Source organism: Mesorhizobium sp. M1409 (genome assembly GCF_040317535.1).
Taxonomy (GTDB): Bacteria; Pseudomonadota; Alphaproteobacteria; order Rhizobiales; family Rhizobiaceae; genus Mesorhizobium.
The window spans coordinates 88,427-112,562 of the sequence record NZ_JAMYKV010000010.1 but is presented as its reverse complement, the minus strand read 5'-3'; the positions used below and the strand labels follow the sequence as shown (position 1 = coordinate 112,562).

Annotated in this window: 22 protein-coding genes and 1 pseudogene; 17 read left to right on the top strand and 6 right to left on the bottom strand. The window is 63.5% G+C overall.

Annotated elements, in window-relative coordinates:
• The first annotated feature begins 188 nt into the window (after positions 1 to 188).
• Entirely contained in the window at positions 189 to 1,223 is a 1,035-nt protein-coding gene (locus tag NKG99_RS11255; protein ID WP_352867302.1) for a LacI family DNA-binding transcriptional regulator, read from the top strand.
• Here the strand turns inward: NKG99_RS11255 and NKG99_RS11250 are convergent.
• From NKG99_RS11250 to NKG99_RS11240, 3 genes are all read right to left on the bottom strand, one after another.
• Complete coding sequence (locus NKG99_RS11250; RefSeq protein ID WP_352867301.1) at positions 1,183 to 2,172, bottom strand: alpha/beta hydrolase; 990 nt, start codon at positions 2,170 to 2,172, stop codon at positions 1,183 to 1,185. The two genes, NKG99_RS11255 and NKG99_RS11250, sit on opposite strands and share 41 nt — an antisense overlap.
• 10 nt (positions 2,173 to 2,182) lie before the next feature.
• A complete protein-coding gene (locus NKG99_RS11245) occupies positions 2,183 to 3,331 on the bottom strand; it encodes a Gfo/Idh/MocA family protein (protein ID WP_352867298.1) in 1,149 nt (382 codons plus the stop codon).
• A 266-nt stretch (positions 3,332 to 3,597) separates the two neighbouring features.
• On the bottom strand, positions 3,598 to 4,359 hold the full coding sequence (locus tag NKG99_RS11240; protein ID WP_352867396.1) for a DeoR/GlpR family DNA-binding transcription regulator: 762 nt from the start codon (positions 4,357 to 4,359) through the stop codon (positions 3,598 to 3,600).
• Positions 4,360 to 4,521: 162 nt separating this feature from the next.
• Between NKG99_RS11240 and NKG99_RS11235 the strand changes: the two genes are divergently transcribed.
• The 13 genes and pseudogenes from NKG99_RS11235 to NKG99_RS11175 all read left to right on the top strand — a co-directional run.
• Entirely contained in the window at positions 4,522 to 5,322 is an 801-nt protein-coding gene (locus NKG99_RS11235; RefSeq protein WP_352867295.1) for a beta/alpha barrel domain-containing protein, read from the top strand.
• 3 nt (positions 5,323 to 5,325) lie between these two features.
• Positions 5,326 to 6,276: a PfkB family carbohydrate kinase gene (locus NKG99_RS11230; RefSeq protein WP_352867293.1), complete on the top strand. Its 951-nt coding sequence runs from the start codon at positions 5,326 to 5,328 to the stop codon at positions 6,274 to 6,276.
• A gap of 89 nt (positions 6,277 to 6,365) precedes the next feature.
• The gene (locus tag NKG99_RS11225) at positions 6,366 to 7,511 is read left to right on the top strand and encodes an ABC transporter ATP-binding protein (protein WP_352867291.1); all 1,146 of its coding nucleotides are present in this window, start codon (positions 6,366 to 6,368) and stop codon (positions 7,509 to 7,511) included.
• A gap of 109 nt (positions 7,512 to 7,620) precedes the next feature.
• On the top strand, positions 7,621 to 8,868 hold the full coding sequence (locus NKG99_RS11220; RefSeq protein ID WP_352867289.1) for an ABC transporter substrate-binding protein: 1,248 nt from the start codon (positions 7,621 to 7,623) through the stop codon (positions 8,866 to 8,868).
• A gap of 138 nt (positions 8,869 to 9,006) precedes the next feature.
• A complete protein-coding gene (locus NKG99_RS11215) occupies positions 9,007 to 9,903 on the top strand; it encodes a carbohydrate ABC transporter permease (protein ID WP_352867287.1) in 897 nt (298 codons plus the stop codon).
• Between the two features lie 5 nt (positions 9,904 to 9,908).
• Positions 9,909 to 10,751, top strand: a complete 843-nt coding sequence (locus NKG99_RS11210) for a carbohydrate ABC transporter permease (RefSeq protein ID WP_352867283.1) — start codon at positions 9,909 to 9,911, stop codon at positions 10,749 to 10,751.
• A gap of 203 nt (positions 10,752 to 10,954) precedes the next feature.
• Positions 10,955 to 11,776 carry a sugar phosphate isomerase/epimerase family protein gene (locus tag NKG99_RS11205; protein ID WP_352867281.1) on the top strand — a complete coding sequence of 274 codons (822 nt, stop codon included), beginning with the start codon at positions 10,955 to 10,957 and terminating at the stop codon, positions 11,774 to 11,776.
• Between the two features lie 11 nt (positions 11,777 to 11,787).
• On the top strand, positions 11,788 to 12,864 hold the full coding sequence (locus NKG99_RS11200; RefSeq protein WP_352867279.1) for a Gfo/Idh/MocA family protein: 1,077 nt from the start codon (positions 11,788 to 11,790) through the stop codon (positions 12,862 to 12,864).
• A complete protein-coding gene (locus NKG99_RS11195; protein ID WP_352867276.1) occupies positions 12,864 to 13,682 on the top strand; it encodes a sugar phosphate isomerase/epimerase family protein in 819 nt (272 codons plus the stop codon). Before NKG99_RS11200 ends, NKG99_RS11195 begins: the two co-directional genes overlap by 1 nt.
• Positions 13,682 to 14,503 (top strand): alpha/beta fold hydrolase, encoded by an 822-nt coding sequence (locus NKG99_RS11190; protein ID WP_352867273.1) that lies wholly within the window; start codon positions 13,682 to 13,684, stop codon positions 14,501 to 14,503. The genes NKG99_RS11195 and NKG99_RS11190 overlap by 1 nt, the downstream gene beginning before the upstream one ends.
• An 8-nt stretch (positions 14,504 to 14,511) precedes the next feature.
• Complete coding sequence (locus NKG99_RS11185) at positions 14,512 to 15,234, top strand: ribulose-phosphate 3-epimerase (RefSeq protein ID WP_352867271.1); 723 nt, start codon at positions 14,512 to 14,514, stop codon at positions 15,232 to 15,234.
• Positions 15,231 to 16,253 (top strand): ROK family protein, encoded by a 1,023-nt coding sequence (locus NKG99_RS11180; RefSeq protein WP_352867268.1) that lies wholly within the window; start codon positions 15,231 to 15,233, stop codon positions 16,251 to 16,253. Before NKG99_RS11185 ends, NKG99_RS11180 begins: the two co-directional genes overlap by 4 nt.
• A pseudogene (locus NKG99_RS11175) lies at positions 16,246 to 16,380 on the top strand (ABC transporter); the annotation flags it as partial. The gene NKG99_RS11180 and the pseudogene NKG99_RS11175, both read left to right, overlap by 8 nt.
• Positions 16,381 to 16,445: 65 nt before the next feature.
• Here NKG99_RS11175 and NKG99_RS11170 read toward each other — a convergent pair.
• Positions 16,446 to 17,774 carry a dicarboxylate/amino acid:cation symporter gene (locus tag NKG99_RS11170; protein ID WP_352867265.1) on the bottom strand — a complete coding sequence of 443 codons (1,329 nt, stop codon included), beginning with the start codon at positions 17,772 to 17,774 and terminating at the stop codon, positions 16,446 to 16,448.
• Between the two features lie 316 nt (positions 17,775 to 18,090).
• Here NKG99_RS11170 and NKG99_RS11165 point away from each other — a divergent pair, with 316 nt between their 5' ends.
• The 3 genes from NKG99_RS11165 to NKG99_RS11155 all read left to right on the top strand — a co-directional run bounded on the left by NKG99_RS11165 (position 18,091) and on the right by NKG99_RS11155 (position 21,780).
• Complete coding sequence (locus NKG99_RS11165; protein ID WP_352867264.1) at positions 18,091 to 19,902, top strand: sensor histidine kinase; 1,812 nt, start codon at positions 18,091 to 18,093, stop codon at positions 19,900 to 19,902.
• A complete protein-coding gene (locus tag NKG99_RS11160) occupies positions 19,899 to 21,287 on the top strand; it encodes a sigma-54-dependent transcriptional regulator (protein WP_352867261.1) in 1,389 nt (462 codons plus the stop codon). The genes NKG99_RS11165 and NKG99_RS11160 overlap by 4 nt, the downstream gene beginning before the upstream one ends.
• A 67-nt stretch (positions 21,288 to 21,354) precedes the next feature.
• Entirely contained in the window at positions 21,355 to 21,780 is a 426-nt protein-coding gene (locus tag NKG99_RS11155; protein ID WP_352867258.1) for a GNAT family N-acetyltransferase, read from the top strand.
• 67 nt (positions 21,781 to 21,847) lie between these two features.
• Here NKG99_RS11155 and NKG99_RS11150 read toward each other — a convergent pair whose 3' ends face one another.
• On the bottom strand, positions 21,848 to 22,963 hold the full coding sequence (locus NKG99_RS11150) for an anhydro-N-acetylmuramic acid kinase (RefSeq protein ID WP_352867255.1): 1,116 nt from the start codon (positions 22,961 to 22,963) through the stop codon (positions 21,848 to 21,850).
• A complete protein-coding gene (locus NKG99_RS11145) occupies positions 22,963 to 23,970 on the bottom strand; it encodes a serine hydrolase domain-containing protein (protein ID WP_352867252.1) in 1,008 nt (335 codons plus the stop codon). Before NKG99_RS11145 ends, NKG99_RS11150 begins: the two co-directional genes overlap by 1 nt.
• Positions 23,971 to 24,136: the final 166 nt, after the last annotated feature.

The following is a 24,136-nucleotide window of genomic DNA, read 5'->3' as shown; positions in this document are numbered from 1 at the left end:
CCCTATGTCTTCAATTTTAGAGCGTCAATAAATAATTTGACGCACGTAATGTTTTTGCGCTGTATTGGGAACTGTGAAAATTTGACTGAATAAGTTCGGTCAAGCATTGCTGCTTCCGGTCAACGGCCGCATGACTGGTGATGGCTCGCGTCCGGTCGGCGATGACGGCAAGGGGATCAGGAGTATCGATGGCGGAGAAGACACACCGCACGATGGATGACTTCGCCCAGGCATGTGGCGTGTCTCGGCCGACGCTGTCCAAATATTTCGACGATCCGGCGAGCGTGAAGCCGGCGACGCGGGCGCGTATCGAAGCCGCCCTGCGCTCCTCGGACTATCAGCCGAACCTTTTCGCGCGCAACCTCAACCGCAAGCGCACCCGTAACATCGGCATCGTCGTGCCGACGATCACCGATCCGTTCTATGCCGAGATGGTCAGCCGTATCGAATTTCGCTGCCGCGACGAAGGCTACTGGCCGATCGTCATCTCCTCGCATGGCTCGCCGAAGCTGGAGGCGGAGTCGGTCAGGACGCTGCTGTCACTGAAGGTGGCCGGCGCGATCATCGCTCCGCTCGGCCTGGCCTCCGACCGAAATGTTTTCGACAAGCTCGGGCAGGACATTCCGATCGTCTATTTCGACACCTATATCGAGGGCGATACGCCGTTCGTCGGCAACGACAACCGGCAGAGCGTGTCGACCATCGTCGATTATCTGTGCCGGTCGGGTGAGCCCCCGGCCTATATCGACATTCCGCATGTCAACCACAACTCCGGCGAACGCCAGGCAAGCTACATCGTCGCGATGGAAACCGCCGGCTTCAAGCCGGTCGTGATCGAGGCCGCGCGCGATTACACCTGGGACTTCGAACGGGTCGGCTACGAGCAGATGGAAAGAATGCTGGAGGCCGGCAACTTGCCCGGCCGCACCATCCTGTGCGCCAACGATCGTCTCGCCTTTGGCGTGATGGCTGCCGCGTATTCGCGCGGCCTGAAGGTCGGCCGCAGGTCCGATTGCGATCTGCGCGTTGCCGCCCATGACGATCATCCGCTGAGCCGCTACACCTGTCCGGCGCTCACCACCATGGCGCAGGATTTCACCGCCATGGCCGGCCGCAGCGTCGAGATCCTGCTGGCCCTGCTGGACGAGGCCGATCCGCCGAAGCAAAGCCTGGCACGCACGGTCAAGCTCGATGCCACCCTGGTGATGCGTCAGTCGGCCTAAGCGTCAGCGACCCTGGGTCGAAATGGCGCCAGGCAGCCACCGCCTCGGCCACCGCTTGCCGCGCGGCTGGGATATGGCGTCCCATCGAGACGAAACCATGGATCTGGCCCGGCCATTGCCGCAGGATCACTGGCACGCCTTCGGCCTGCAGGCGCGCGGAATAGGCTCCCCCTTCGTCGGCGAGGATGTCGAAGCCCGCAAGCGCCACGAACGCCGGTGCGACACCGGCGATATCAGACGCCAGCAGGGGCGAGACGCGCCAGTCCAGCATGTCGTCGGGCGTTCGCACATAGCGGTCGCGGAACCATGCCATGGTGGTTGCGGTAAGCCCGAAGCCGTCGCCGAAACGCCGGTAGCTGTCTGCTGTCTGACGTGCGTCGGTGTTGGGATAGATCAGGATCTGCGCGGCAAGCGGTGGTGCCAGCCCATCGCGGGCGAGCAACGCCAGGACGGCGGCGAGATTGCCGCCGGCGCTGTCGCCGGCAACACCGATGTGGGCCGGGTCAATGCCGAGATCGGCGGCGTTCCGCGCCATGAAGCGCAGTGTCGCCAGCCCATCCTCCAGCCCGGCGGGAAATTTGTGCTCCGGCGCCAGGCGATAGTCGGGGCAGACAATGACGGCGTTGCCGAGATTGGCCAGCCACCGGCAGATCTCGTCATGCGAATCGAGATTGCCGATGACCCAGCCGCCGCCATGCAGATAGAGCAGCGCCGGCGCCCCGCTCGGCAGTGCGCCGATGCCGCGATGGATGCGGACAGTGATGGGGCCGTTCGGCCCGTCGATCTGCTGTTCCAAGGTCGCGGCGACCGGCTCATGCTCGCCCTGCAGCGTCGGGAACGAGACGTTGTAAGCGGCGCGCGCCGCCGCCACGCTGCCGTTCTCGAACGGCTCGCCGCCGGCAGCGCGGCCGATTTCGAGAACGCGCCGAGCATCCGGATCGAGTGTCATGGTCATGTCCTCAGGCCAGCAGGTCGCTTGCCTCTTCCTCGGTCAGCAGGGCCGGTTGGACGACATCGCCCGAGACGGCGACCGAGCCCTGTGTTTCACCGGAGCGCAGGATCGCCTCCATGATCTCCAGCACATGCAGCGCGAGGCTGCCGGAGGCGCGTGGCGTGTTGCCGGTTTGAAGCGAGCGCACCAGATCGGCGACGCCGAGCATGCGATAGTTGGCGCGATCGGGTGCCGCATAAGGCCAGTTGCGAGCGCCATAGAACTCGCCTTCGCTGGCGAAATCCTTCCACCCGGCGCCGCGTTCGGACAGCGACACGGTGCCGCCGAACGTATCGGGGTCGGGCAGGCGCAGCGAGCCGTCCGTGCCGTGCAGTTCGATCGGATGATTGGAGTGGCGAAAGACATCCCATGAGGCGCCGAAGGTGACAGTCGCGCCGGAGCGGAATTCGAGCAGCGACAAAACGTTGGTCGGCGTGCCGACCTTGAATGTGGTGTTCTTGAATGGCCCTTCGGCGGATATCAGCCGCTCCTCCTGGCCGCGTGTCGCCATCGCCATGACGCGCTCGACCGGGCCGAGCAGATTGACCAGCATGGTTAGATAGTAGGGGCCCATGTCGAACACCGGGCCGCCGCCCGGCTGGTAGTAAAATTGGGGGTTGGGATGCCAGTGCTCCATGCCGCGGCCCATCATGAAGGCGGTGCCGGTGACCGGGCGACCGATGGCACCCTCGTCCATCAGGCGGCGCGCCCGGCGTCCGGCGGCACCCAGGAAGGTGTCGGGCGCCGAGCCGAGCAGCAGGCCGCGCGACCTCGCCTCGTTGACCAGGCGCTGTCCGTCGGCGGCCGAGGTGGCGAGCGGCTTTTCGGTGAAGACGTGCTTGCCGGCGGAAAGTGCTGAAAACGAAATGTCGAAATGCGCCGCCGGAATGGTCAGGTTGAGGACAAGATCGATCTCGGTGTCGGCCAGCAGCGCATCGACGCCGAGCGCCCGGATGCCATATTCTTTCGCCCGCACCGCCGCCATGTCGGCCGAGATATCGGCGCAGGCGCGCAATTCGATCCCGCCGAAGAGGGCGGCGTTGCGCAGGTAGGTCATCGAGATATTGCCGCATCCGACGACGCCGATCCCGAGTTTCGTCTTTGTTTTCCCGTGCATTTTCGATCGTACCTCCCAACGCGGTCATGGTCTGCCGGATCCGCCCAGCCGGCAACGGATCGCCTTCGCAGGGGCTATACAACATTTTAAATATTGACGCGCGTAAAATTTTTATACAACATGCGAAAATGCTGGCGCGATACCGGGAGGCTGCCAGCCCTAGGAGGAGAAAATGACAGACATGAAAAACGGCCGACAGCCGGTGCTAAGCCCGTGGGTCATGTGCGCATTGGATATCTCCGTCGCGGCCAGGGACGGCGACGGGGTCAGGCATAGATCACCTTGGCCCCGGTCCTATCAAGCTGGCTGCGTATCGGGCCGGACAGGCCATCGTCGGTGATCACAACATCGACGCTCGACAGCGAAAAGGCCTTGGAGGTCCCGCTGACGCCCCATTTGCTCGAATCCGCAAGAAGGACAACGCGCCGGGCCATGCGCACGAGGTTTCGCTTCGTTCGCGCCATGTCTTCGTTCACGTCGACCACATCCAGTGACGAGTCAATCGCATGCGCTCCAACAAAGACCTGATGCGCTACCAAGCCGCCGAGAGCCGTGTCGGCATCGGTGATCAGCGTGCTCACCGTGTCTGGATAGACCCGGCCACCGATCATGTGAACGTCGAGCCCGGGCCGATGCATCAGATGCTGCACGATATTCATCGCCGTGGCCGCGACCACGACATTGCTGAGCGGCGGTAACAGCATGGCAACCTGCATCAATGTCGAGCCGCCGTCGAAGATGACCGATTGGTTGTCCTCGAACAGTTCTATCGCTGCCCGGGCGATGCGTTTCTTTGCATCGAGGTTCGTTTGCATCCGCCTGGCGAACGCGGCCGTGGTCGAATCTGTGGTCCGGGTCACCGCCCCTCCACGGGTCTTGGTCAGCAGTCCCTTGCGGTCCAGTATCTCGAGGTCGGAGCGCACCGTGACTTCCGACACGCCAAAATCGTCTGACAGGTCCTTGATGCGAACCTGTCCGCTGCGTTGCACTTCACCCAGGATCAATTGGCGTCTCTGCTCTGACAACATTGCCCTGTCCTTGCCTCCATGTGCCAGGCGATCGCCCTGGCCTCGGTTGACTCTACCAAAAATACGCGAATTCGAAAGATTTCGAAAGATTGCATTTATCCTTTCTTTCGCAAACACTGATCCAGGGATTTTGAATTCAATCGATTGGAGAGTTTTGGACTCATGAGCCTCGGAACCAAGGTGCGCCTGGCGCGCCTCTTCTCACATCCATCGGGGAATCTTTTTGGCGGCGCGGTCGACCACTTTGTCGGCTATGGCGACGTGCGCAAAGGAGGTCTTGCCGACCTGCCGGGCGCGCTTGCACGCGTCATGGTAGGCAAACCCGACTACGTCAGCATCCAGCCGGGCACCGCGCGCCATCTGTGGCCGCAATACGCGGGCAAGGCTTCCCTGGTGATCCAGGCCGGCTGCTTCACCCCAGACGATCGCATCAGTGAACTGATTGCAACGCCCGAGGATGCGGTGCGCGCTGGCGCCGATGCGTTGGCCGTGGCCATTCCGGTGCGCGGCGCGACCGAGGGCAAATACATACGCTGGCTGACCGATTCGGTGAATGCGGCGGCCCGTTACGGCATGCCGGTGGTGGCGCATATCTACCCTCGCGATTTCACCGACGGGGCAAAAATCGTCTTCACCCCCGACGAGATCGCCTATGCGGCACGCATCGGCTACGAGTCCGGCGTCGACGTGATCAAGATCGGTTACACCGGCGATTTCGAGTCGTTTCGAGAGACCGTTCGGACCTGCCCGGTGCCGGTTGTGATCGCCGGTGGACCGAAGACCGACACGCTGCTCGGCGCCCTTCAGCAGACGGCGGACGCCATCCGTGCCGGCGCGCGCGGTGCCGTGGTGGGCCGCAATCTCTGGGGGCATGGCGACCCGGAAAAGGCAGCGATTGCCTTTCGGGGCGTCATCCACGACGGCCTTTCGGCGCAAGACGCCTTGGCGAAGGCGAGTGCCTGAACGATGCCCACCGTCCCTTCAATCCTCGGCTTCGGAGCTATTGCGATCGACGACATCGTCTATGTCGATCAGCCGTTGTCGGCGGGCAAGGGGAAGGTTCTGCAAAGTGCCCGGGCTTTCGGGGGAAATGTCGCGACGGCACTTGCCGCCGTCGCGCGGCTCGGCGGAACCGCCGGCTTCGTCGGATGGCTGGGCAGCGCCGCCGACGACGCCGTGTTGTGCGATCTCGTTGCGAGCGGCGTTGAAACCGCGTTCGCGCCGCGCCACCCGAACGCGCGCCCGGTGCGCTCGCGGATCACCGTCGGTTCGGATGGGGAGCGGTTCATCGCGTATGACGACGAAGCGATGCTGGGCACCGCGCCGGACTTTCCGGACGAGGTTCTCAGCCGCGCGACCGTCCTGATCGTCGATAGTTACGGGATCGGGTCGCTGGATGTCGTGGCTCGGGCTCGCGATCTCGGCCTGGCGATCCTCGGCGATGTCGAATGGAGCCGCGGCCCAGCCACCGAGAGACTGATCGGGCTCTGCGACCATCTCATTCTTCCGCTCGGCTTTGCGCGGGCCGCCACGGGCCGCCGCTCGCCGGCCGAGATACTAGATGCATTGTGGTTGCCGTCGCGGTCCGCCGTGGTTCTGACGGATGGCGGCAGGGGTGTCTTCTATCGCGGACGCGGCGAGACAGGGCTCTGGCACTTGCCTCCGTACCGGGTTGCCGTCGTCGACTCGACCGGCGCCGGTGACTGCTTTCATGGCGCCTATGCCCTTGCATTGACGCGCGGGGCCGACACCGCAGGCCGGGTCGCATTCGCGGCCGCGGCGGCGGCCCTTTCGATAACGGGGCGGGGCGGGCGCGAGGCGCTTCCGAACAACGACCAGGTCACGGAACTCCTGGCATCGACGAACGCGCCGTCGGCAGTCGAACTGAAGTATGCGCGGCTCCATACCGGAACATAGACCGAACTATCCCGAGGAAATATTCGCAGGTGAACATAGGCAAAGGACAATCATAAAGATCAGTGGCTTGGACTTGTGGAGGGAGGAATATGGCAGAAGTCGTTCTTGAGAATATCTGCAAGACATACGGGAACAATTTTCACGCAATCGACCAATTGAACCTGTCGGTCGAGGATGGCGAGTTTTTGATTCTCGTCGGGCCGTCCGGCTGTGGCAAATCCACCGCGTTGCGAATGATCGCGGGATTGGAGGACGTCACCAGCGGCAGCCTTCGGATCGGCGGAGTCGACGTTGTCGACATGCCGCCCAAGGACCGCGACATCGCGATGGTCTTCCAGAGCTACGCTCTCTACCCGCATATGACGGTGTTCGAAAACATCGGCTTTTCGATGCGGCTGGCAGGCAAGCCGAAGGCCGAGCGCAAAAAGCGCGTGGACGAGATCGCCAAAACCCTTCAACTGACGTCTCTGCTGGACAGCAAACCCGCGAACCTTTCAGGCGGACAGCGTCAAAGGGTTGCCATGGGCCGCGCCATGGTGCGCGAGCCGGCAGCCTTTCTCATGGACGAACCCCTTTCCAATCTGGACGCGAAACTGCGTGTTCAAATGCGCGCCGAAATCACCAGTCTGCAAAAGCAGCTCGGCGTAACGACCATATATGTGACCCACGACCAAACCGAAGCCATGACGATGGGCGACAGGGTCGCGGTGTTGAAAGGCGGCGTGCTGCAGCAGGTAGACACACCCAAGAGGCTCTATGAATTGCCGGTGAACGCCTTCGTTGCCGGCTTCATCGGGTCTCCTTCGATGAACCTTTTCGAGGCGACCCTGACGGGCGACGAACTGATGTCCGGCGCCTTAGCCATCCGGCTGCAGGATGCAGCCTTCGTCCGCAGGCCGGGCTTGAGGTCGTATGCGGGGCGCAAGGTCGTGTTCGGGATACGACCGGAGGATCTCTATGACAGCAGCCTCGAATCCGGCCGCAAGTATCAGACGATACCGGCAAAGGTGACCTCGATCGAAGAACTCGGATCCGAACATATCGTTCATCTCAACATCGACGCGGTCCGGGTGGACTCCGGCGACCCTGACGCGGTGCAGGATTTCGGCCGGGCGTCGAATGCGGTGGCGAAATTCGAACCGGTCAGCACAGTCCGCTCCGGCGAGGAAATCAGGTTGGCCCTGGATGACGCCAAGCTCCATTTCTTCGATCCCGAGACGCATCTGGCGATCTGAATATCCGCGACAAGACCCGCGGGCGAGGGTGAGGCGCCTGCATAAGAAGACTTCTGAATAACAGACGATCGGCCGCATTGTGCGGTCGAATATAAAGAAGGAGGAGAAAATGACGTTTCGTATAAAGCCCACGATGCTGAAAATAGCCGCGGCCGCATGGTTGCTTGGCGCAACCGGAGCCATGGCGGATACGACGCTGGAATTCACCCAATGGTGGGAGCCCGAATTGCCGGCTGGCTCGCTCAGGGCAATCATGGATGACTTCGAGGCCGCAAACCCCGGTATCAAGGTGACGCTGGTCAGCGGTCCCTACGCGACCACGCGAGACCAGATCTCGGTTGGTGCTGCAACCGGAACGCTCAGCGACGTCGTCGGGCTCGACGGTGCCTGGGTGAACAATCTGAATGCGCAGAACGCACTCGCCGACATGAATCCGATGATGGATGCGAGCGGTTTCGACAAGAGCCAGGTCGCGGACATCATCAAGGTGGACGGCAAGGCGGTGATGTTTCCCGTGGCTTCCTTCGTCTATCCGGTCTTCGTGAATTTGGACCTCGCCGCCCAGGCAGGCGTGACCAAGCTGCCGTCGACCCGTGCGGAGTTTCTCGAAGCCGCCAAGAAGATGACGCACGCCGACAAGAACCAGTATGGCTGGGTGCTGCCCCTGTCGCTGCAAACGCCATCCGGCGTCCAGAACGACATGATGTCGTGGGTTTGGGCTTCGGGTCAGTCGATGATGGCGAGCGGCAAGCCGGACCTTGAGGGCAAACCGGTGGTGGATATGCTCGCCTTCGTCAAATCACTCAACGACGCCGGCACCATCTCGCCCGGCATTGCCACCAAGACCGAGCAGGAAAAGGTCGAGGAATTCGTCAACGACCGCGTCGGGATGATGATCGACTCGCTCGCGCATGTGAACCTCATCCGCAAGCGCAATCCCAAGCTGAACTTCGACCTCATCCCGGTCCCGGTCGTGGAGAACTATACCGGCAAGCGCGGCCTTCCCTATGCCTCCTGGGGCATCGGCATCTCTGCTGCCTCGAAACATCAGGAAGAGGCCTGGAAACTCGTCCAATATCTGATGAGTGAAAAGGTGAACGCCAAGCTCGTGTCGCTTGCAAACGCCTTCCCGGGCAACGTCAACGCCAAGCCCGATTTCGTGACCTCGGACAAGGCTTTCGGCAAGGCCTTTGAAATCTTCAAGACCGGCTATCTCGCCAATGAGTTCACGGGCCTGCCGGTGGCTGAAGACCTGATGACCCAGTTCGACGTGCAAGCCCAGAAGATGCTCGCCGGCGAGCAGTCTCCGGAACAAGCCGCAGCCACCGCTCAGAAGGGCTGGATGGCGAAATTCTGATCGGCCTGTTCCCGTTTGCTATCTTCGACCGGGTGGCCTGACTTCGGGCAGGCCCCCCGGCAACAACGGATCGGCAATTTGAGATGGACCTGTTTCCGAAGCTTACCTTCTCTTGAAGGCGTATCCCAAGGTTGGCATATGACCCGGCAAAAGCGCTCCCACCACAAGCTGAAACGAGCCGTCGCACCCTACCTCTATCTGTCGCCCTCGCTGCTCATAATCGGGCTTCTGATGCTGCTGCCGATGGTGACGGTGATTGCCTACTCGTTCCAGAACAGCGCGGTGCTGCGTCGTGACCCATCCTTTGCCGGACTGAAACACTACCAGGCGATCTTCGACGATCCCGTGTTCTGGGCTTCGCTGTGGCACACGCTCTACTTCACATGCATGAGTGTCATTTTCCACATGACCATCGGCATGGTCTTCGCGCTCATGCTGAACAGCGACCGCATCAATCCGACGCTGCGCAATATTCTGCGCGTGCTCTACATACTGCCCTGGCTGTTCACCGCGGTGATTATCGCCGTGATCTGGCGCCTCCTGCTTGAGCCGAACGGTGTCGTGAATAGCATTCTCATGCAAATCGGCGTCATCGGTTCCAAGGTCGAATGGTTTTCCTCGCCTGAGACCGCGCTGCACGCCGTCACCTTCGCCAATATCTGGGCGGGCTATCCGCTCTTCATGGTCAGCCTGCTCGCGGGTTTGCAGGGCATTCCCAAGGATTTCTACGAGGCCGCCGATATCGACGGAGCAAAAGCCTACCAGAAGCTGATCTTCATCACCATCCCGATGCTGATGCCGATCATCATCAGCATCTCGCTGCTCGACTTCATCTGGACCATGCAGGTCTTCCCGTTAATCTGGATAACGACCGGCGGTGGCCCGATCTACTCGACCGAGGTCCTCAGCACCTACACGTACAAGCTGGCGTTTTCGAGCTACAACCTGTCGCAAGCTTCGGCGAGCGCTGTGGTCATCTTGTTGATCTCTCTCGGCCTGACGCTGTTCTATATTCGCTATCAAAAGGCTCGGTAGTCACCATGAGGAAAAGGCATACGCCGAAAGACAGGCTGATCACCGTCGCGCTCCATCTAGCGCTTGCTGCGGGGCTCTTTTTCGCGGCATTCCCGATCTACTGGATGCTGAGCAGTTCGTTCAAATCGAATACCGAAATCTTTGCCCTGCCACCAACCATCCTGCCAAAGGCCTTCACGTTGGAAGCGTATGCAGCCATCCTTGGCGACCCGGTAAAACTGCGCTTCTTCTTCAATAGCTATTTCGTGGCGGGAGCGGTGACCGTGCTGACGGTGCTGATCGCCTTGCTGGCGGCCTACGGGTTCAGCCGCTTCGACTTCCGCGGCAAGGGCAGCCTGAACACACTCATCATCAGCACGCAGACGATTCCGCCTATCACACTTCTGATCCCCTTCTTCGGGCTTGTCGTCTCATACGGTATCTTCGATACCTACGTCGCACTGATCCTGACTTACCTGGTGTTTACACTGCCGTACGCGATCCTGCTGATGACGGGATATCTGAACACCTTGCCCCGCGATCTCGATGAAGCCGTGGCTGTCGATGGCGGCTCCAGTTGGACAGCGCTTTGGCGGGTGATCGTCCCGATTTCACTGCCTGGTATCGTGGCGACGTCGGTCTACACCTTCTTGTTGTGCTGGAACGAATTTCTCTTTGCGCTGACGCTGACGAAGTCAACGTCCATGCGCACCGTCCCGATCGGCATCCAGCTGTTGATGGGGCAGCACGCCTTCGAATGGAACCAGATGATGGCGATGAGCGTGCTCGGCTCGCTACCGCTCTTGCTCATCTACCTAGTTGCCCAAAGGTATTTCCTCGCCGGCATGACCGCAGGCTCGGTCAAGTAGGATGTCCATCCCAAGGAGAACCGAAGGAGCAGGCCCCCGCCTATCGCAATCGGTGATTGGGCCCTGTCTGCTGGCAGGCGGCATCGCCGCGGCCGCGGCCGTCGTCACCGTTCCGCCGATCGTGCTCGTGCTGCTCTCTTCCCGCGCCACATCATCGAACGGCTGACGCAGGGCGCATCAAGGAATAGGCAAGGAATGAAAGGATGAACGTGAAAGACCTCAAAGTCGGCTGCCAGACCTTCACCTGGGAAATGCTGGGAGACCGGTTCACCGGCGGTCCCGACGATCTCTTGAAGGCGATCGCCGATGGCGGCTACGCCGGCATCGAGATCACCGACACCATGATCGGCCATTATGCCGGTAAGCCGTCGGAGTTCGCGACCGCGCTGAAGGCGTCCGAGCTGACGCTCGTCTCCTTCGCCTTCGGTTCGAAGAGCGGTTTTACGCTCAAGGAGAAGATTGGCGCCGACCTCGAGGCGGCGCAGCGCTGGATCGACTTCGCCGTCGCCTTTCCTGGCGCGCTGGTGTCGATGGGCTCGGCGACGGTCGTCTCCGACGGTCCGCGTGAAGACAAATTCGCGATTGCAGCCGAATTCTACAACCGCGCCGCCGAGATCGGCCGCAAGGCTGGTGTCGATGTCGCGGTGCACCCAAGCTCGCACCACAACACGCTGCTGTTCGACCGCGCCGATTACGACACGATCTTTGCCTTGCTCGACCGCGATCTGGTCGGCTGGGTGCCGGATACCGGCCATATCCTGCGTGGTCACAAGGACATGTCCGACACGCTGCGCACTTATCGCGACCGCATCCGCTACATCCACCTCAAGGACGTCGATGCCAACGGCACCTGGGCGATGCTCGGCAAGGGCGTCTGCGACACGCCAGATGTCATCGAGATTGCCGGCACCGCGCCACGCTTCAACGGCTGGCTGGTGCTGGAGGAGGAATCCGACACGGCCGCCGCCGATCCCGCCGGCGCGGTGAAGACCAACCGCCAGACAATGCGCTCCTACGGCGCCTGAAGAACGAGACGATGATCAAGAAACAGGACAGACGCCTCAGGGTCGGCGTGCTCGGCTGCGGCCCCATCGCGCAGTTCGCGCATCTGGAATCCTGCGTCAAAGCCGGCAATGCCGACCTTTACGCCATCTGCGACGCGGCACCCGATCTGCTTGCCCGCATGGGCGCCACCTACGAGCCCGAAAAAATGTACGCCGACTATGACGAGATGCTCGCCGATCCGGAACTGGAGGCGGTGATCGTCGCCACCTCGGACGCCTATCACGTGCCGATGTCCATCAAGGCGCTCGATGCCGGCAAGCATGTCTTGTGCGAAAAGCCGATCGGCACCTCGGTGGAAGAAGGCGAGGCGCTGGCCGAAGCAGTCAGGCGCTCGGGCAAAGTTCTGCAGGTCGGGCACATGAAGCGCTTCGATCCGGCGCTGGAGGCCGCGCGCGATTTTGTCCGCGACGAGATCGGCGAGGTGCTGGCGCTGAAGGCGTGGTACTGCGATTCCACCCATCGCTACACCAACACCGACGCCGTTCAGCCGCTGCCCGTGACCAGCAAGCTGGCGCGCAAACCGGGAGGCAATCCGAAGGCCGATTTGCGGCAGTATTTCATGCTGGCGCACGGCTCGCATCTCGTCGACACGGCGCGCTTCCTGTGCGGCGAGATCGTCGCCGTGCGCGCCCGGCTCAACGAACGCTTCGGTGCCTATTGCTGGTTCGTCGAGACTGAGTTCGCCAGCGGCGCGCTCGGCCATCTCGACCTGACCGTCGCAGTACGGATGGACTGGCACGAAGGTTTTCAGCTTTATGGCGAGAACGGTTCGGTCATCGCCAAGACATTCAACCCCTGGTACTTCCGTGCCAGTGAGGTTGAGATCTTTCACGAGAAGACCGCCACTGCCCACAAGCCGCTCGGCGCCGACGGCCATTTCTTCCGCCGCCAGTTGGAAGGTCTTGCCCAAACCGTACTGGAAGGCACGCCGATGCGCGGCGCCAATGTCGAGGACGGCATCGCGTCGATCCGCGCCATGGTCGCTATCGCGCGTTCGGTGGAGACTGGCGAGCGGCTCGAACTCGCTTCGGTTTCGGGAGCGGTCTGATGCGTCTCGGCATCTTCGCCAAGACCTTTCCCGGTACCGAGCCGGCCGCGGTGCTCGCGGCCGTTCGGCAAGCGGGCTATGAGACGACGCAATTCAATCTCGCCTGCGCCGGCCTGCCGTCGATGCCGGATGCGATGCCGGCAAATGCCGTCGCTTCCATCCGCGCTGCCGCGCAATCGAGCGGCGTCTCACTTGCAGCACTTTCCGGCACCTACAACATGGCGCATCCCGACAAGGCAGTGCGCGACGATGGCCTTCGGCGTCTCGCCGTCGTCATCGAGGTTGCTGCTGCCCTGGACATCCCGCTGGTCACACTCTGCACCGGCTCGCGCAACGCAGCCGATCAGTGGGCGTATCACCCCGACAATGCCACGCCGGCCGCGTGGTCCGACATGGCCATCGAGATGGCGAAGGCGCTGGCGCTGGCCGAAGAGGCCGGCGTCGATCTCGGCATCGAGCCTGAGCAAGCCAACATCGTCACTTCCGCCAGGGACGCGACAAGGCTGATCGCCGAGATGGGATCGAAACACCTGAAGATCGTGCTTGATCCGGCAAACCTGTTCGAACAAGCCACGCCCGACGAGGCGCGCGCCATCGTCGCCGCCGCGATCGACGGGGCCGCCGGCCACATCGCCATGGCGCACGCCAAGGACCGCTTTGGCGACGGCCGCTTTGCCACCGCAGGACAAGGCATCGTCGACTTCCCGGATTTTGTCGCGCGGCTGAAGGCAGCGGGCTTCGACGGCCCGCTCGTCACCCACGGCCTGTCCGCGGAAGAAGCCCCCGGCGTCGCTGCCTTCCTGCGAGGGCTGCTCTGATGGGCGCCGCACCGTCGATCCTGCTGCGCGATGATGCATCGCTTCGTGTCTTCGACACGGGGCAGGGCAGGCTTCCCGTCATCTTCCAGCATGGCCTTGGCGGTGATGCAGCGCAGGTCGCGCAGAATTTTCCCGACAGGCCGTCATACCGCCGGCTCACCGTCGAATGCCGCGCGCAGGGCGATTCCGGCGCCGGCACCAAACGGCCCTTTTCGATCGCGATGTTCGCCGATGACGTGCTGGCCGCCGCCGATGCCGCCGGCGTCGACCGTTTCGTCGCCGGCGGCATTTCGATGGGCGCGGCGATCGCCTTGCAGCTTGCCGCCCGGTATCAGGACCGTGTCACCGGCCTCATCCTTGTACGCCCGGCCTGGGCTTTCGACGCGGCACCGCAAAACATGCGCCCTTACGCGGAAGTGGCGGAGCTCATTCGCAGTCGTCCACTGGATGAAGCGCGCGATGTCTTCGCGGCTTCCGCGACTGCCGCCCGCTTTCGCAAAGAAGCGCCGGATAATCTCGCCTCGCTGCTCGGCTTCTTCGCGCGCGACAACGCGGCCGTCTTGGCCGAGGTGATGCAAGCGATCGCAAACGATGGGCCCGGCGTGACGCGAGCAGCGGCCGCCGGCCTGGCAATCCCGACACTCGTCATCGGCAGCGGTGTCGATCTCGTCCATCCGCTGGCGACCGCCCGCAGCCTTGCCGACGCTATTCCCAACGCCGCCTTTGTCGAGGTGACGCCGAAGGCCACCGACAAGGATCGCCATTTCGCCGAAATCCGCGCTGCTATCGCGGGCTTTCTCGACACAAATTTCAACAACTAGGACCAGTCATGATCTCGAAACTCGTCTCAGGCCCGGCCGCTATCGCCGCATTGCCACGCGATCGCATGATCGCCGAATTCTCGCTGTGGTCCGCCGACCTCGCCAATTTCGAGAGCGATCTCAGGCGCATCGAGCCCTATGTCGATCTTCATCACATCGATGTGGCGGATGGGCATTTCGCCCCGTCCTTCCTGTTCTTTCCCGATCTCGTCGCCCGCATCGCCAGGCTGACGGCCAAGCCTATCCATGTCCATCTGATGGTCGATGAAGCAATCGTCGAGGCGCAGACGCGCCAGTTCATCGAAGCCGGCGCCGACATGATCAGCGTCCATGCCGAGAATGGCGAAGCGGGATTGCGCGCCGTGCGGCTGGCGCGGGAACTCGGCGCCGAGGCCGGCGTCGTGGTCAGGCTGGAGACGCCGGTCGAGACGGTGACGCCTTTCGTTTCCGAGGTCGCGTTCGTCACGCTTCTGGGTACGGCGATCGGCGTCAAGGGGCAGAGCCTGTCGGACAAGGCTTGCGACCGGTTGGGCACTGCCCGCGCCATCCTGAGGCAGGCCGACCGCGAGGCGGAAGTGGTTCTGGCGGCTGACGGCGGCATCCGCCATGAGACCGTGCCGCTGCTGCGTGCCGCCGGTGCCGAGACGGTGGTTCTCGGTTCGCTCGCCTTCGGCGACAAGGATCTCGCCGGCCGCATCGGCTGGCTGCACGGATTGAAGGTCGCGGCATGACGATACAAGCCGCCCTTGCGATCGATCTTGGTGGGACGGAGCTTCGCGCCGCCCTGGTCGACCGCGACGGCAAGATCCTGGCATTCGCGGCGGTGCCGACGCAGGCGCAGGCCGGCCCCGATGTGATTGTCGATCAGATCGCGGCACTTGCGGCAACCGTCCATGCCGAGGCGCCGGCGCTTGCAGTCGTCGGCGTCGGCGTCGGCGCGCCGGGACCGCTCGATCCGCTGGCCGGCATCGCCGTTGGCCCGCCGACACTCGCCGGCTGGCTGGACGTACCGCTTGCCGACATCCTCGAACGGCGGCTCGGCCTGCCGGTGCGGCTGGAGAACGACGCCAATGCCGCCGCACTCGGCGAATGGCGCTTCGGCGCCGGCCATGGCGCGCGCTCGCTGGTCTTCGTCACGGTTTCTACCGGCATCGGCGGCGGTGTCGTCGTCGACGGGCGCATCCTGCATGGCCGCCGTGGCCTTGCCGCCGAGATCGGCCATATGACCATCACCAATGAAGGCGAACGCTGTATATGCGGCGTCGTCGGCTGCTTCGAGGCGATCGCCTCGGGCACAGCGCTCGGCCGCCGCGCCACCGCTGCGACAACCGCCGGCGATGGCTCGAGCTTGCGGCACCTCTCAGGCGACGCCGAGGTGACCGGCCGCCATGTCGTCGAGGCGGCACGGCTGCGGGACGGTCTTGCCTCGGCCTTGCTGGACGAGGAAGCCCGCTGGCTGGGCATTGGCTTCACCAACCTCTTGCATCTCTATTCGCCCGATGTGCTGGTCGTCGGCGGCGGCATTGCCAACGGGCTCGACCTGATGCTGCCGACCATCGAGGCGACCATCAGGCAGCGCGCCATGCGCGCCTATCGCGACGTGCCGGTCGTTCAGGCCCAACTCGGCCGCCATGCCGGGCTGGTCGGCGCCGCCAGCCTCATCCTGTTCGATGATGTGGGCACGATTGCCGCCCGCATGCCTGTCGGCCCAAGCACATTTCCGGACACGAGGAGGGACTTCAATGGCTGAGCTCAAGCTGCGCGGCGTGCGCAAGTCCTATGGCAATGCCGAGGTGATCAAGGGTGTCGACCTCGATGTCGGTGACCGCGAGTTCGTTGTCCTCGTCGGCCCGTCGGGCTGCCGAAAGTCGACGCTGCGACTTGAACGACAGCGGCCGGAGGCAGTATGCCTCCGGCCGTTATTGGTATCAAACCGCACGGATTACTCGGCGGGAACGACGTCCGCCGGCAGGCTGTCGTCCGCCGTGCCCGCCAGGGCTCTCGCCAGCTTGGCCTCGTCGAGTTCGCCTTCCCAGCGCGCCACCACCAGCGTGGCGACGGCGTTGCCGACGAAGTTGGTCAGCGCCCGGCATTCCGACATGAAGCGGTCGACGCCGAGGATCAGCGCCATGCCGGCGACCGGCACCGCCGGAACGACCGAAAGCGTGGCGGCAAGGGTGATGAAGCCTGCCCCGGTGATGCCGGCGGCGCCTTTGGACGAAAGCATCGCAACCAGCAGCAGCAGGATCTGGTCGCCCATCGACAGGTGAATGTTGGTTGCCTGCGCGATGAACAGCGCAGCCAGCGTCATATAGATGTTGGTGCCGTCGAGGTTGAAGGAATAGCCGGTCGGAATGACCAGACCGACCACCGAGCGCTTGGCGCCGGCCTTCTCCATCTTCTCCATCAGCGAGGGCAGGGCTGCCTCGGACGAGGAGGTGCCCAGCACCAGCAGCAGCTCTTCCTTGATGTAGCGGATCAGCGCCAGGATCGAGAACCCGTTGTAGCGGCAGACCGCTCCCAGCACGACGAAGACGAACAGAAACGACGTCACGTAAAAGGTGCCGACCAGCATGGCGAGGTTGATGACCGCGCCGATGCCGTATTTGCCGATGGTGAATGCCATGGCACCAAAGGCTCCGATAGGGGCTGCCTTCATCAGCACGCTGACCAGCTTGAAGATCGGCGTCGTCAGCGCCTGCAGGAAATTGAGGACGGGCGTTGCCTTGTCGCCGACCAGCGCCAGCGCAATGCCGAACAGCACCGAGAAGAACAATACCTGCAGGATGTCGCCGTCGGCGAAGGCACCGACGATCGTCGTCGGGATGATGTTCATCAGGAAGCCTGTGACCGACTGGTCGTGCGCCTTTGCGGCATAGGTGTTTACGGTCGAGGCATCGAGCGTCGCCGGGTCGATGTTGAAGCCGGCGCCCGGCTGCACGACATTGGCCACGACAAGGCCGATGACAAGCGCCAGGGTCGAGAAGGTGAGGAAGTAGAGCATCGCCTTGCCGGCGACACGCCCGACCTTCTGCAGGTCGCTCATGCCGGCAATTCCCGTCGTCACCGTCAGGAAGATGACCGGGGCGATGATCATCTTGACCAGCTTGATGAAGGCGTCGCCGAGCGGCTTCATGCTCTCGCCGACCGACGGATAGAAATGGCCGAGCAGGATGCCGACGGTGATCGCGACGAGCACCTGCACGTAGAGTTGGGCATAGAAAGGCTTGCGCCGCGCGGAAGCCGCGCCTGAATGATCTGCGATGTGCATCGAACTCTCCCTGGCCGGATGGGCGAAAATGGACCGCCCTGCGTGACTTCTCCCATCGCGGCGCTCCGGTCGCACGCCGCTGCAAGGACTTTTGCAAGCGTCGTGCCAGATCGGGAAAAGGCCGGAATCCCAGGGTTTCCGCCTTTGTCAGAGGCCATGCGGGCAATGCCTGTGCGGATTTCCGCACAAGCAGCGTTTGCCTGGGCGGATTTTCGCATTACACTGGCCGCGAAGCCGGAGGGCTGGGAGGAAGAGGAGAGGGCAGACGTCGCAAGCAGGTACCGACAGTGGCTCCCCTGGATTTGCCGGCCGTGAATTGCTGCGCGAGGCCGCGCGCGATGGCCGCTGGCTTGTCGTGGTCGTCGCCCTCGTATTTCTGGCCGGCGCGATCGCAATTGCCGGGCGCATTGCCTCCGGCCAAGCGGCAGGCAATCTGCGCGACACAGCGCTTGCGGCCCTGCCGCTGGCGGCGGGGACGCTGACCGGCGAAATCGAAAAGCAGCGCCTGGTTCCCTTGGTGCTGGCACGAGACGACGCTGTGCGGGGCGCTCTGCGCCGAGCCGGAAAAATGCAAGAAAAGGCCCTCGACGACAAGCTCAAGGCGATTGCCGGCGATGCCTCGGCGTCCGCCATCTATGTCATCGACACGGCAGGCATCGCCATATCAGCCAGCAATGCCGGCGAGCCGACCAGCTTTGTCGGCATCGACTATAATTTTCGGCACTATTTTCAGGAGGCCATGGCGAAGGGTGCCGCCAGCCAATATGGCCTCGGCACGATCAGCGGCAAGCCAGGCCTTTACCTGGCCAGCCGTGTCGACGATGGCGGCAAGCCGCTTGGCGTTGCGGTGTTGAAGGTCGAGCTAGACCGCGTCGAAGCCAATTGGCGCTCCAGCGGCTTTCTCGTCTTCGTCACCGATGAACGCGGTGTGGTGCTGGCCACCAGCCAGCCCGACTGGCGCTTTCATGCTCTGGCGCCACTGTCGGCGCAGGACGCGGCCGCTGCCCGCGAGCAGCTCCAGCTGGCCGATGCCGGCTTCGAACCCCTGCCGATCCGGCGCGGCGCTGGTGACGGTCTGGCGACGATCGACAGCGCCGGCAAGCAGCGTCAGTTCGTTGAGGTGGTGCAGGACCTGCCCGGTGCTGTCCCCGGTTGGCGTCTCTGGCTGCTGACGCCCGCCGATGCGGCACTCTCCGCCGCCGCCAACACGGCGCGCCTCACCACGCTGCTCGGCTTGCTGCTGATAGGCTTGCTAACCTTCGTGCTGACCCGGCGCCGGCGCGCCCGCCTGTTGAGACAGGAAGCGCTGGCGCGGATGAATGTCGAACTGGAGAGCCGGGTCAGCATGCGGACGGCCGAGCTGACGCGCTCCAACGCCGCACTTGCCGGCGAAATCGCCGAGCGCGAGAACGCCGAAGCCAAGGTCCGCCGGCTGCGTGACGACCTCGCCCAGGCCAACCGGCTGTCGATACTCGGACAGATCGCCGCCGGCGTGGCGCACGAAATCAACCAGCCGGTCGCCGCCATCCGCACCTATGCCGAGAATGCCGGCCGCTTTCTCGACAGTGGCAAGACCGAACCGGCCAGCGGCAATCTGATGTCGATCGTGTCGATGACCGAACGCATCGGCGCGATCACCAGCACATTGCGCACTTTTGCCCGCCGGCCGGGTGTCGCTGCCTCGCCCTTACCGGTGCGCGAGGCGATCGACGGCGCGCTGTCGCTGCTGTCCGGCCGCATCCGCGATTCCGGCGTGACCATCGTCAAGCCGCGCGGCAACGCATCGCCGGTCGTCATGGCGAGCCGCATCCGGCTGGAGCAGATCCTCGTCAATTTATTGCAAAATGCGCTGGACGCCATGAAGGACCAGCCTGATCCCCGCATCGAGATTGAACTCGCCGAGCGCGACGATCGGGTGCTGATTTCGGTGCGCGACAACGGCCCTGGCCTCGGGCCGGAGGCCGCCGGCAATCTGTTCATGCCGTTCCAGACCACCAAGGAGAAGGGGCTCGGTCTCGGGCTGGTGATTTCGCAGGAGATCGCCCAGGAACTGGGCGGCACGCTGCGGCTCGATCCCGCCAGCGCCAGCGGCGCATCCTTCACCATCGACCTGAGGCGGATAGAATGACGGACCGATCAGGGCTGGTGGCACTCGTCGACGACGATGCGGACCTGCTTCACGCCACCACGCAATTGCTCGAGCTTGCCGGCTTCACCGTCGTCGCGCTCGATGCCGCCGAGGCCGCGCTTGGTGTCGTCGACAGGAATTTCGAAGGCGTGGTCGTCAGCGACATCCGCATGCCGGGCATGAACGGTCTGCAGCTGTTCGACCGCATCAAGGCGATCGATCCGGACATACCCGTGATCCTTGTCACCGGGCATGGCGATGTCGATCTTGCGGTCGCCGCGCTCAAGGACGGCGTCTACGATTTCATTCCGAAACCCTATGCCGGAGATCGCCTTGTCGAGGCGCTGAAACGGGCATCGGAGAAGCGGCGGCTGGTGATGGAGAACCGGCGCCTGCGCGAGGCCGCCGCACAAGCCGCCGACGGTCTGCCGCTGATCGGTGAAGCGCCTGCCATCCGCCGCCTGCGCGAGACTTTGCGCCAGATCGCCGACATGGATGTTGACGTGCTGGTCGAAGGAGAGACCGGAACCGGCAAGGAAGTGGTGGCGGACCTCCTGCACAGATGGGGGCGGCGGCGCGCAAAACCCTTCGTGGCGCTGAATTGCGGCGCGCTGCCGGAGACAGTCATCGAAAGCGAACTGTTCGGCCATGAAGCCGGCGCGTTCACCGGCGCGCAGCGGCGCCGGATCGGCCGCATAGAACATTCCAGCGGCGGCACGCTGTTCCTCGACGAGATTGAATCTATGCCGCCGGCCCTCCAGGTCAAGCTGCTGCGGGTACTCGAAACGCGCAGCGTCACCCCGCTTGGCTCGAACGAGACCCGCCGCGTCGACCTCAGGGTTGTCGCGGCGACCAAGGTCGATCTCGGACGGCCGGACCAGCGCGGCGATTTTCGCGAGGATCTGTATTTTCGCCTCAACGTGGTGACGCTGCGCATCCCGCCCCTGCGCGAGCGGCGCGGCGACATCCCGATGCTGTTCGGGCATTTCCTCGGCAAGGCCTCGGAACGGTTCGGCCGGCCAATCGCCAAGGTGAACGCCGCGGTCAGCGATCATCTCCAGTCGCACGCCTGGCCGGGCAATGTGCGCGAGCTTGCCCATTTTGCCGATCGCGTCGCACTCGGCTTTGGTCCAGAGGATGAGACGAAAGCGGCCTCCGCACACTTGCCGGAGCCCGCGGCAACACTGCCCGAACGGGTCGGTCACTATGAGGCGCAACTCATCCGCGATGCGCTACGCGACCATGGCGGCGATGTGCGCGGCGCTATCGACGCACTCGGCGTACCGCGCAAGACCTTCTACGACAAGCTCAAGCGCTACGGCATCGCCGCGTCTGAATTCCGCAACGGTGGCGACGCGGATGCGCAACCTCGGGGACAGATATAGAAATTGCGCAAGTGCGCCGCCCTTCGTAACGCTAGTTTTTATCCCGTCGCGCATTTCGGAAAGAGCCATGAACACGACATTTGAAACGACGGCAAACCCCTTGCCGGAAGAACTCGCCTTTCTCGGCGAGCGTCTGACGGCGTTCAACGACAGCGATATCGGTGCTTCCGAAAGGAAGGCGCTGGCAGTGTTCGTGCGCGACGAGGCCGGTGCGGTCGTTGCCGGCATTTCGGGCTACACCGCCTGGGGCTGGCTTTACGTGCAGTGGCTGTGGGTCCACGAGAGGCTGCGCGGCCAGCACATGGCCGGCAAGATGCTCGACGCGGCTGAGCAGGAAGCGATGGTGCGCGGCTGCCAGAACGCCTGGATTGATACCTTCAATCCGAATGCCGCCAAGGTTTATCAGCGCCAGGGTTATCAGCCGTTTGGCGCGCTTGCCGATTTTCCCGTCGGCCGCAGCCGCATTTTCCTGCAGAAGAAGCTGGTTGGCTGATTGATCAGCAATTCCAGGAAAAGTGTAAAGCGGCCTTCCCTTGGGAATTGCGTCAAACAAAAAGACTTTATCCGGCAAGCTTTCCGCCGCGCATCGGCTGCGGCACACCGGTGGTGCTTGGAAAACTGATCGGCAGGCCGCGCAGCACGCGAACCGCGAGGAAGGCGAAGCACTCCGCCTCCACCGCGTCACCGCTCCAGCCCAGGCTTTCCGCCTGCACCACCTCGACGCCGGCTCGGCTGGCCAGCATCGCCATCATCGTCGGGTTGTGACGGCCGCCACCGCTGACCACGAGCTTTTTCGGCCGGTGCGGCAAAAGGTCGAGCGCCTTGCCGACGGCGGCGGCGGTGAAGGCGGTGAGCAGCGCCGCGCCATTCTCGGCGCCCAGGCCGTCGGCCATCGCGGCGCCGAAGTCGAAACGGTCCAGTGATTTGGGATAGGCTTTGCTCAGATAGGGGTGCTCCAACAGCCTGGCGAGCCTTGCCTCGTCCACCGTTCCCGCCTGGCCAAGCGTGCCGTCACGGTCCATTTCGCCCAGTCCCTTCGACTTGATGAAATCGTTGAGCGGCGCATTGGCGGGGCCGGTGTCGAAGGCAACGACATTGTCGGCTCCGTCCCACCAGGTGATATTGGCGACGCCGCCGAGATTGAGCACCGCCACCTCGCCATTGGCGCCGGCGCTGCGCATCAGCGCGGTGTGATAGGCCGCGGCCAAGGGCGCGCCTTGCCCGCCGGCGCGCATGTCGGCCGAGCGGAAGTCATAGGCGACCTTGGTGCCCAACAGGGCGTGCATCAGCTCCCCATCGCCGAGCTGCCGGGTCTGGCCGAGACGTCCAACCTGCGGCGCACGATGCAGCACGGTCTGGCCGTGAAAGCCGACGACGCCGATATCGGCCATCGTCATGCCAAAGCCTTCGACCAGCTCCTTGACCGCCGCCGACTGGGCACGCGTCAGGGCTTCCTCCGCCTTGCGAAAAATCGCCGGCTCCGGCCCGACAAAATTCCAGGCCCGTGCCTGCTTCAGCGTCTCTTCCAGCAGGGTGCGGATCGACGAGGGATAAGGCATCAGCCGATAGGTGCCGAAATCGTCGATCCGTTCGCCATCGGTCTTGATCAGCGCGACGTCGATGTTTCCGTCCAGCACGGTGCCGGTCATCAGGCCGACGGCCCAGATTGGTTCCATTATTGAGCTCCATTGACGAGATCGCCGACCGCCTGCCGAAGCGAAACGATGCCGCTGTCGAAATGACGTGTCGGATGGATCCGGTTGGTGAGCAAGGTCCAGGCCTTGCCATTGTCGAAGTCGATCCACAGCCCGGTGCCGGTAAAGCCGGTGTGGCCGATGGTTCCCGGGCTGCACAAGGCCCCGCCGGACCAGCCCTCATAGGGGCGCTCCCAGCCATGGGTGCGGGTGGCGGACAAGGGCGTGCGCATCAGCGCGATCGAACGCTCGGACGCGCCGTTGCCATCCAATAGTCCTTGCGCGAAATCCAGCACCGAAGCGGCCGTTCCGAACAGGCCGGCGTGACCCGCGCCCTGCAGCGCCGAGCAATTGTCGTCGTGGACCTCGCCGGACAGCACGCGGTGGCGCCAGGTGCAGTCCTCGGTCGCCGCTGACGCATCGGCGTCGGCGGAGAACGCAAAGCCGGGGCCGGGATCCATTTCCCGGATCGTCTTTCCCGACAGCCGCTCCAGCGCAAAACCGAGCAGGATGAAGTTGATGTCGGAATAGACGGGGTCGCGGGCCCGCCACTCGCGCTGCAGGATGAAGGCGCGCAGCAGGTCGGGATCGCGCCCGTAAGTGTAGATCGGCTCGACAGCCGGAAAGGGCGTCTGGTGGCCGAGGCACTGGCGAAACGTCACGTTCCGCTCCCAGGCCTTTGTATCATACTGGCGAAGGTCGGGCAGGGCGGAAGTAAGCGGCGCATCGAGATCGATGACGCCGTCTTGCGCGAGCGTCAGGATGCGCGGTGTGGTGAAGATGACCTTGGTCAGCGATGCCAGGTCGAACCAGGTGTTGTCCTGCATGGGGCGGGGCTTCGGCACGAGTTGCGCCGAGCCGATCGATCGGATGATGCGTTCGCCATGTTTGTCGACAATGCCGAGCACGCCGCCGGGGATGCGCTTGGCGGAAACCGCTGCTGCGAGGGGCTGGAAGGCGCGATTGAAGAGCTCGGGGAGGTCGCTCAATGTCGGCCTCCGTCCGAGAGGCCGCGATCCGTCACACCCCCCTCTGTCCTGCCGGACATCTCCCCCGCAAGGGGGGAGATTGGCAGCGTTGATGTTCCGCCAACCTTCCAATGTTGGAGATTGGCGAAAGCCGTGGCGACATCCGATCTCCCCCCTTGCGGGGGAG

Bases quoted from the DNA above. Each gene is read 5' to 3' on its own strand.
- NKG99_RS11250 (WP_352867301.1), bottom strand. From the start codon at position 2,172: ATGACACTCGATCCGGATGCTCGGCGCGTTCTCGAAATCGGCCGCGCT.
- NKG99_RS11225 (WP_352867291.1), top strand. From the start codon at position 6,366: ATGGCAGAAGTCGTTCTTGAGAATATCTGCAAGACATACGGGAACAAT.
- NKG99_RS11255 (WP_352867302.1), top strand. From the start codon at position 189: ATGGCGGAGAAGACACACCGCACGATGGATGACTTCGCCCAGGCATGT.
- NKG99_RS11210 (WP_352867283.1), top strand. From the start codon at position 9,909: ATGAGGAAAAGGCATACGCCGAAAGACAGGCTGATCACCGTCGCGCTC.
- NKG99_RS11205 (WP_352867281.1), top strand. From the start codon at position 10,955: ATGAACGTGAAAGACCTCAAAGTCGGCTGCCAGACCTTCACCTGGGAA.
- NKG99_RS11170 (WP_352867265.1), bottom strand. From the start codon at position 17,774: ATGCACATCGCAGATCATTCAGGCGCGGCTTCCGCGCGGCGCAAGCCT.
- NKG99_RS11180 (WP_352867268.1), top strand. From the start codon at position 15,231: ATGACGATACAAGCCGCCCTTGCGATCGATCTTGGTGGGACGGAGCTT.
- NKG99_RS11215 (WP_352867287.1), top strand. From the start codon at position 9,007: ATGACCCGGCAAAAGCGCTCCCACCACAAGCTGAAACGAGCCGTCGCA.
- NKG99_RS11190 (WP_352867273.1), top strand. From the start codon at position 13,682: ATGGGCGCCGCACCGTCGATCCTGCTGCGCGATGATGCATCGCTTCGT.
- NKG99_RS11160 (WP_352867261.1), top strand. From the start codon at position 19,899: ATGACGGACCGATCAGGGCTGGTGGCACTCGTCGACGACGATGCGGAC.
- NKG99_RS11185 (WP_352867271.1), top strand. From the start codon at position 14,512: ATGATCTCGAAACTCGTCTCAGGCCCGGCCGCTATCGCCGCATTGCCA.
- NKG99_RS11155 (WP_352867258.1), top strand. From the start codon at position 21,355: ATGAACACGACATTTGAAACGACGGCAAACCCCTTGCCGGAAGAACTC.
- NKG99_RS11235 (WP_352867295.1), top strand. From the start codon at position 4,522: ATGAGCCTCGGAACCAAGGTGCGCCTGGCGCGCCTCTTCTCACATCCA.
- NKG99_RS11230 (WP_352867293.1), top strand. From the start codon at position 5,326: ATGCCCACCGTCCCTTCAATCCTCGGCTTCGGAGCTATTGCGATCGAC.
- NKG99_RS11195 (WP_352867276.1), top strand. From the start codon at position 12,864: ATGCGTCTCGGCATCTTCGCCAAGACCTTTCCCGGTACCGAGCCGGCC.
- NKG99_RS11245 (WP_352867298.1), bottom strand. From the start codon at position 3,331: ATGCACGGGAAAACAAAGACGAAACTCGGGATCGGCGTCGTCGGATGC.
- NKG99_RS11240 (WP_352867396.1), bottom strand. From the start codon at position 4,359: ATGTTGTCAGAGCAGAGACGCCAATTGATCCTGGGTGAAGTGCAACGC.
- NKG99_RS11220 (WP_352867289.1), top strand. From the start codon at position 7,621: ATGACGTTTCGTATAAAGCCCACGATGCTGAAAATAGCCGCGGCCGCA.
- NKG99_RS11150 (WP_352867255.1), bottom strand. From the start codon at position 22,963: ATGGAACCAATCTGGGCCGTCGGCCTGATGACCGGCACCGTGCTGGAC.
- NKG99_RS11200 (WP_352867279.1), top strand. From the start codon at position 11,788: ATGATCAAGAAACAGGACAGACGCCTCAGGGTCGGCGTGCTCGGCTGC.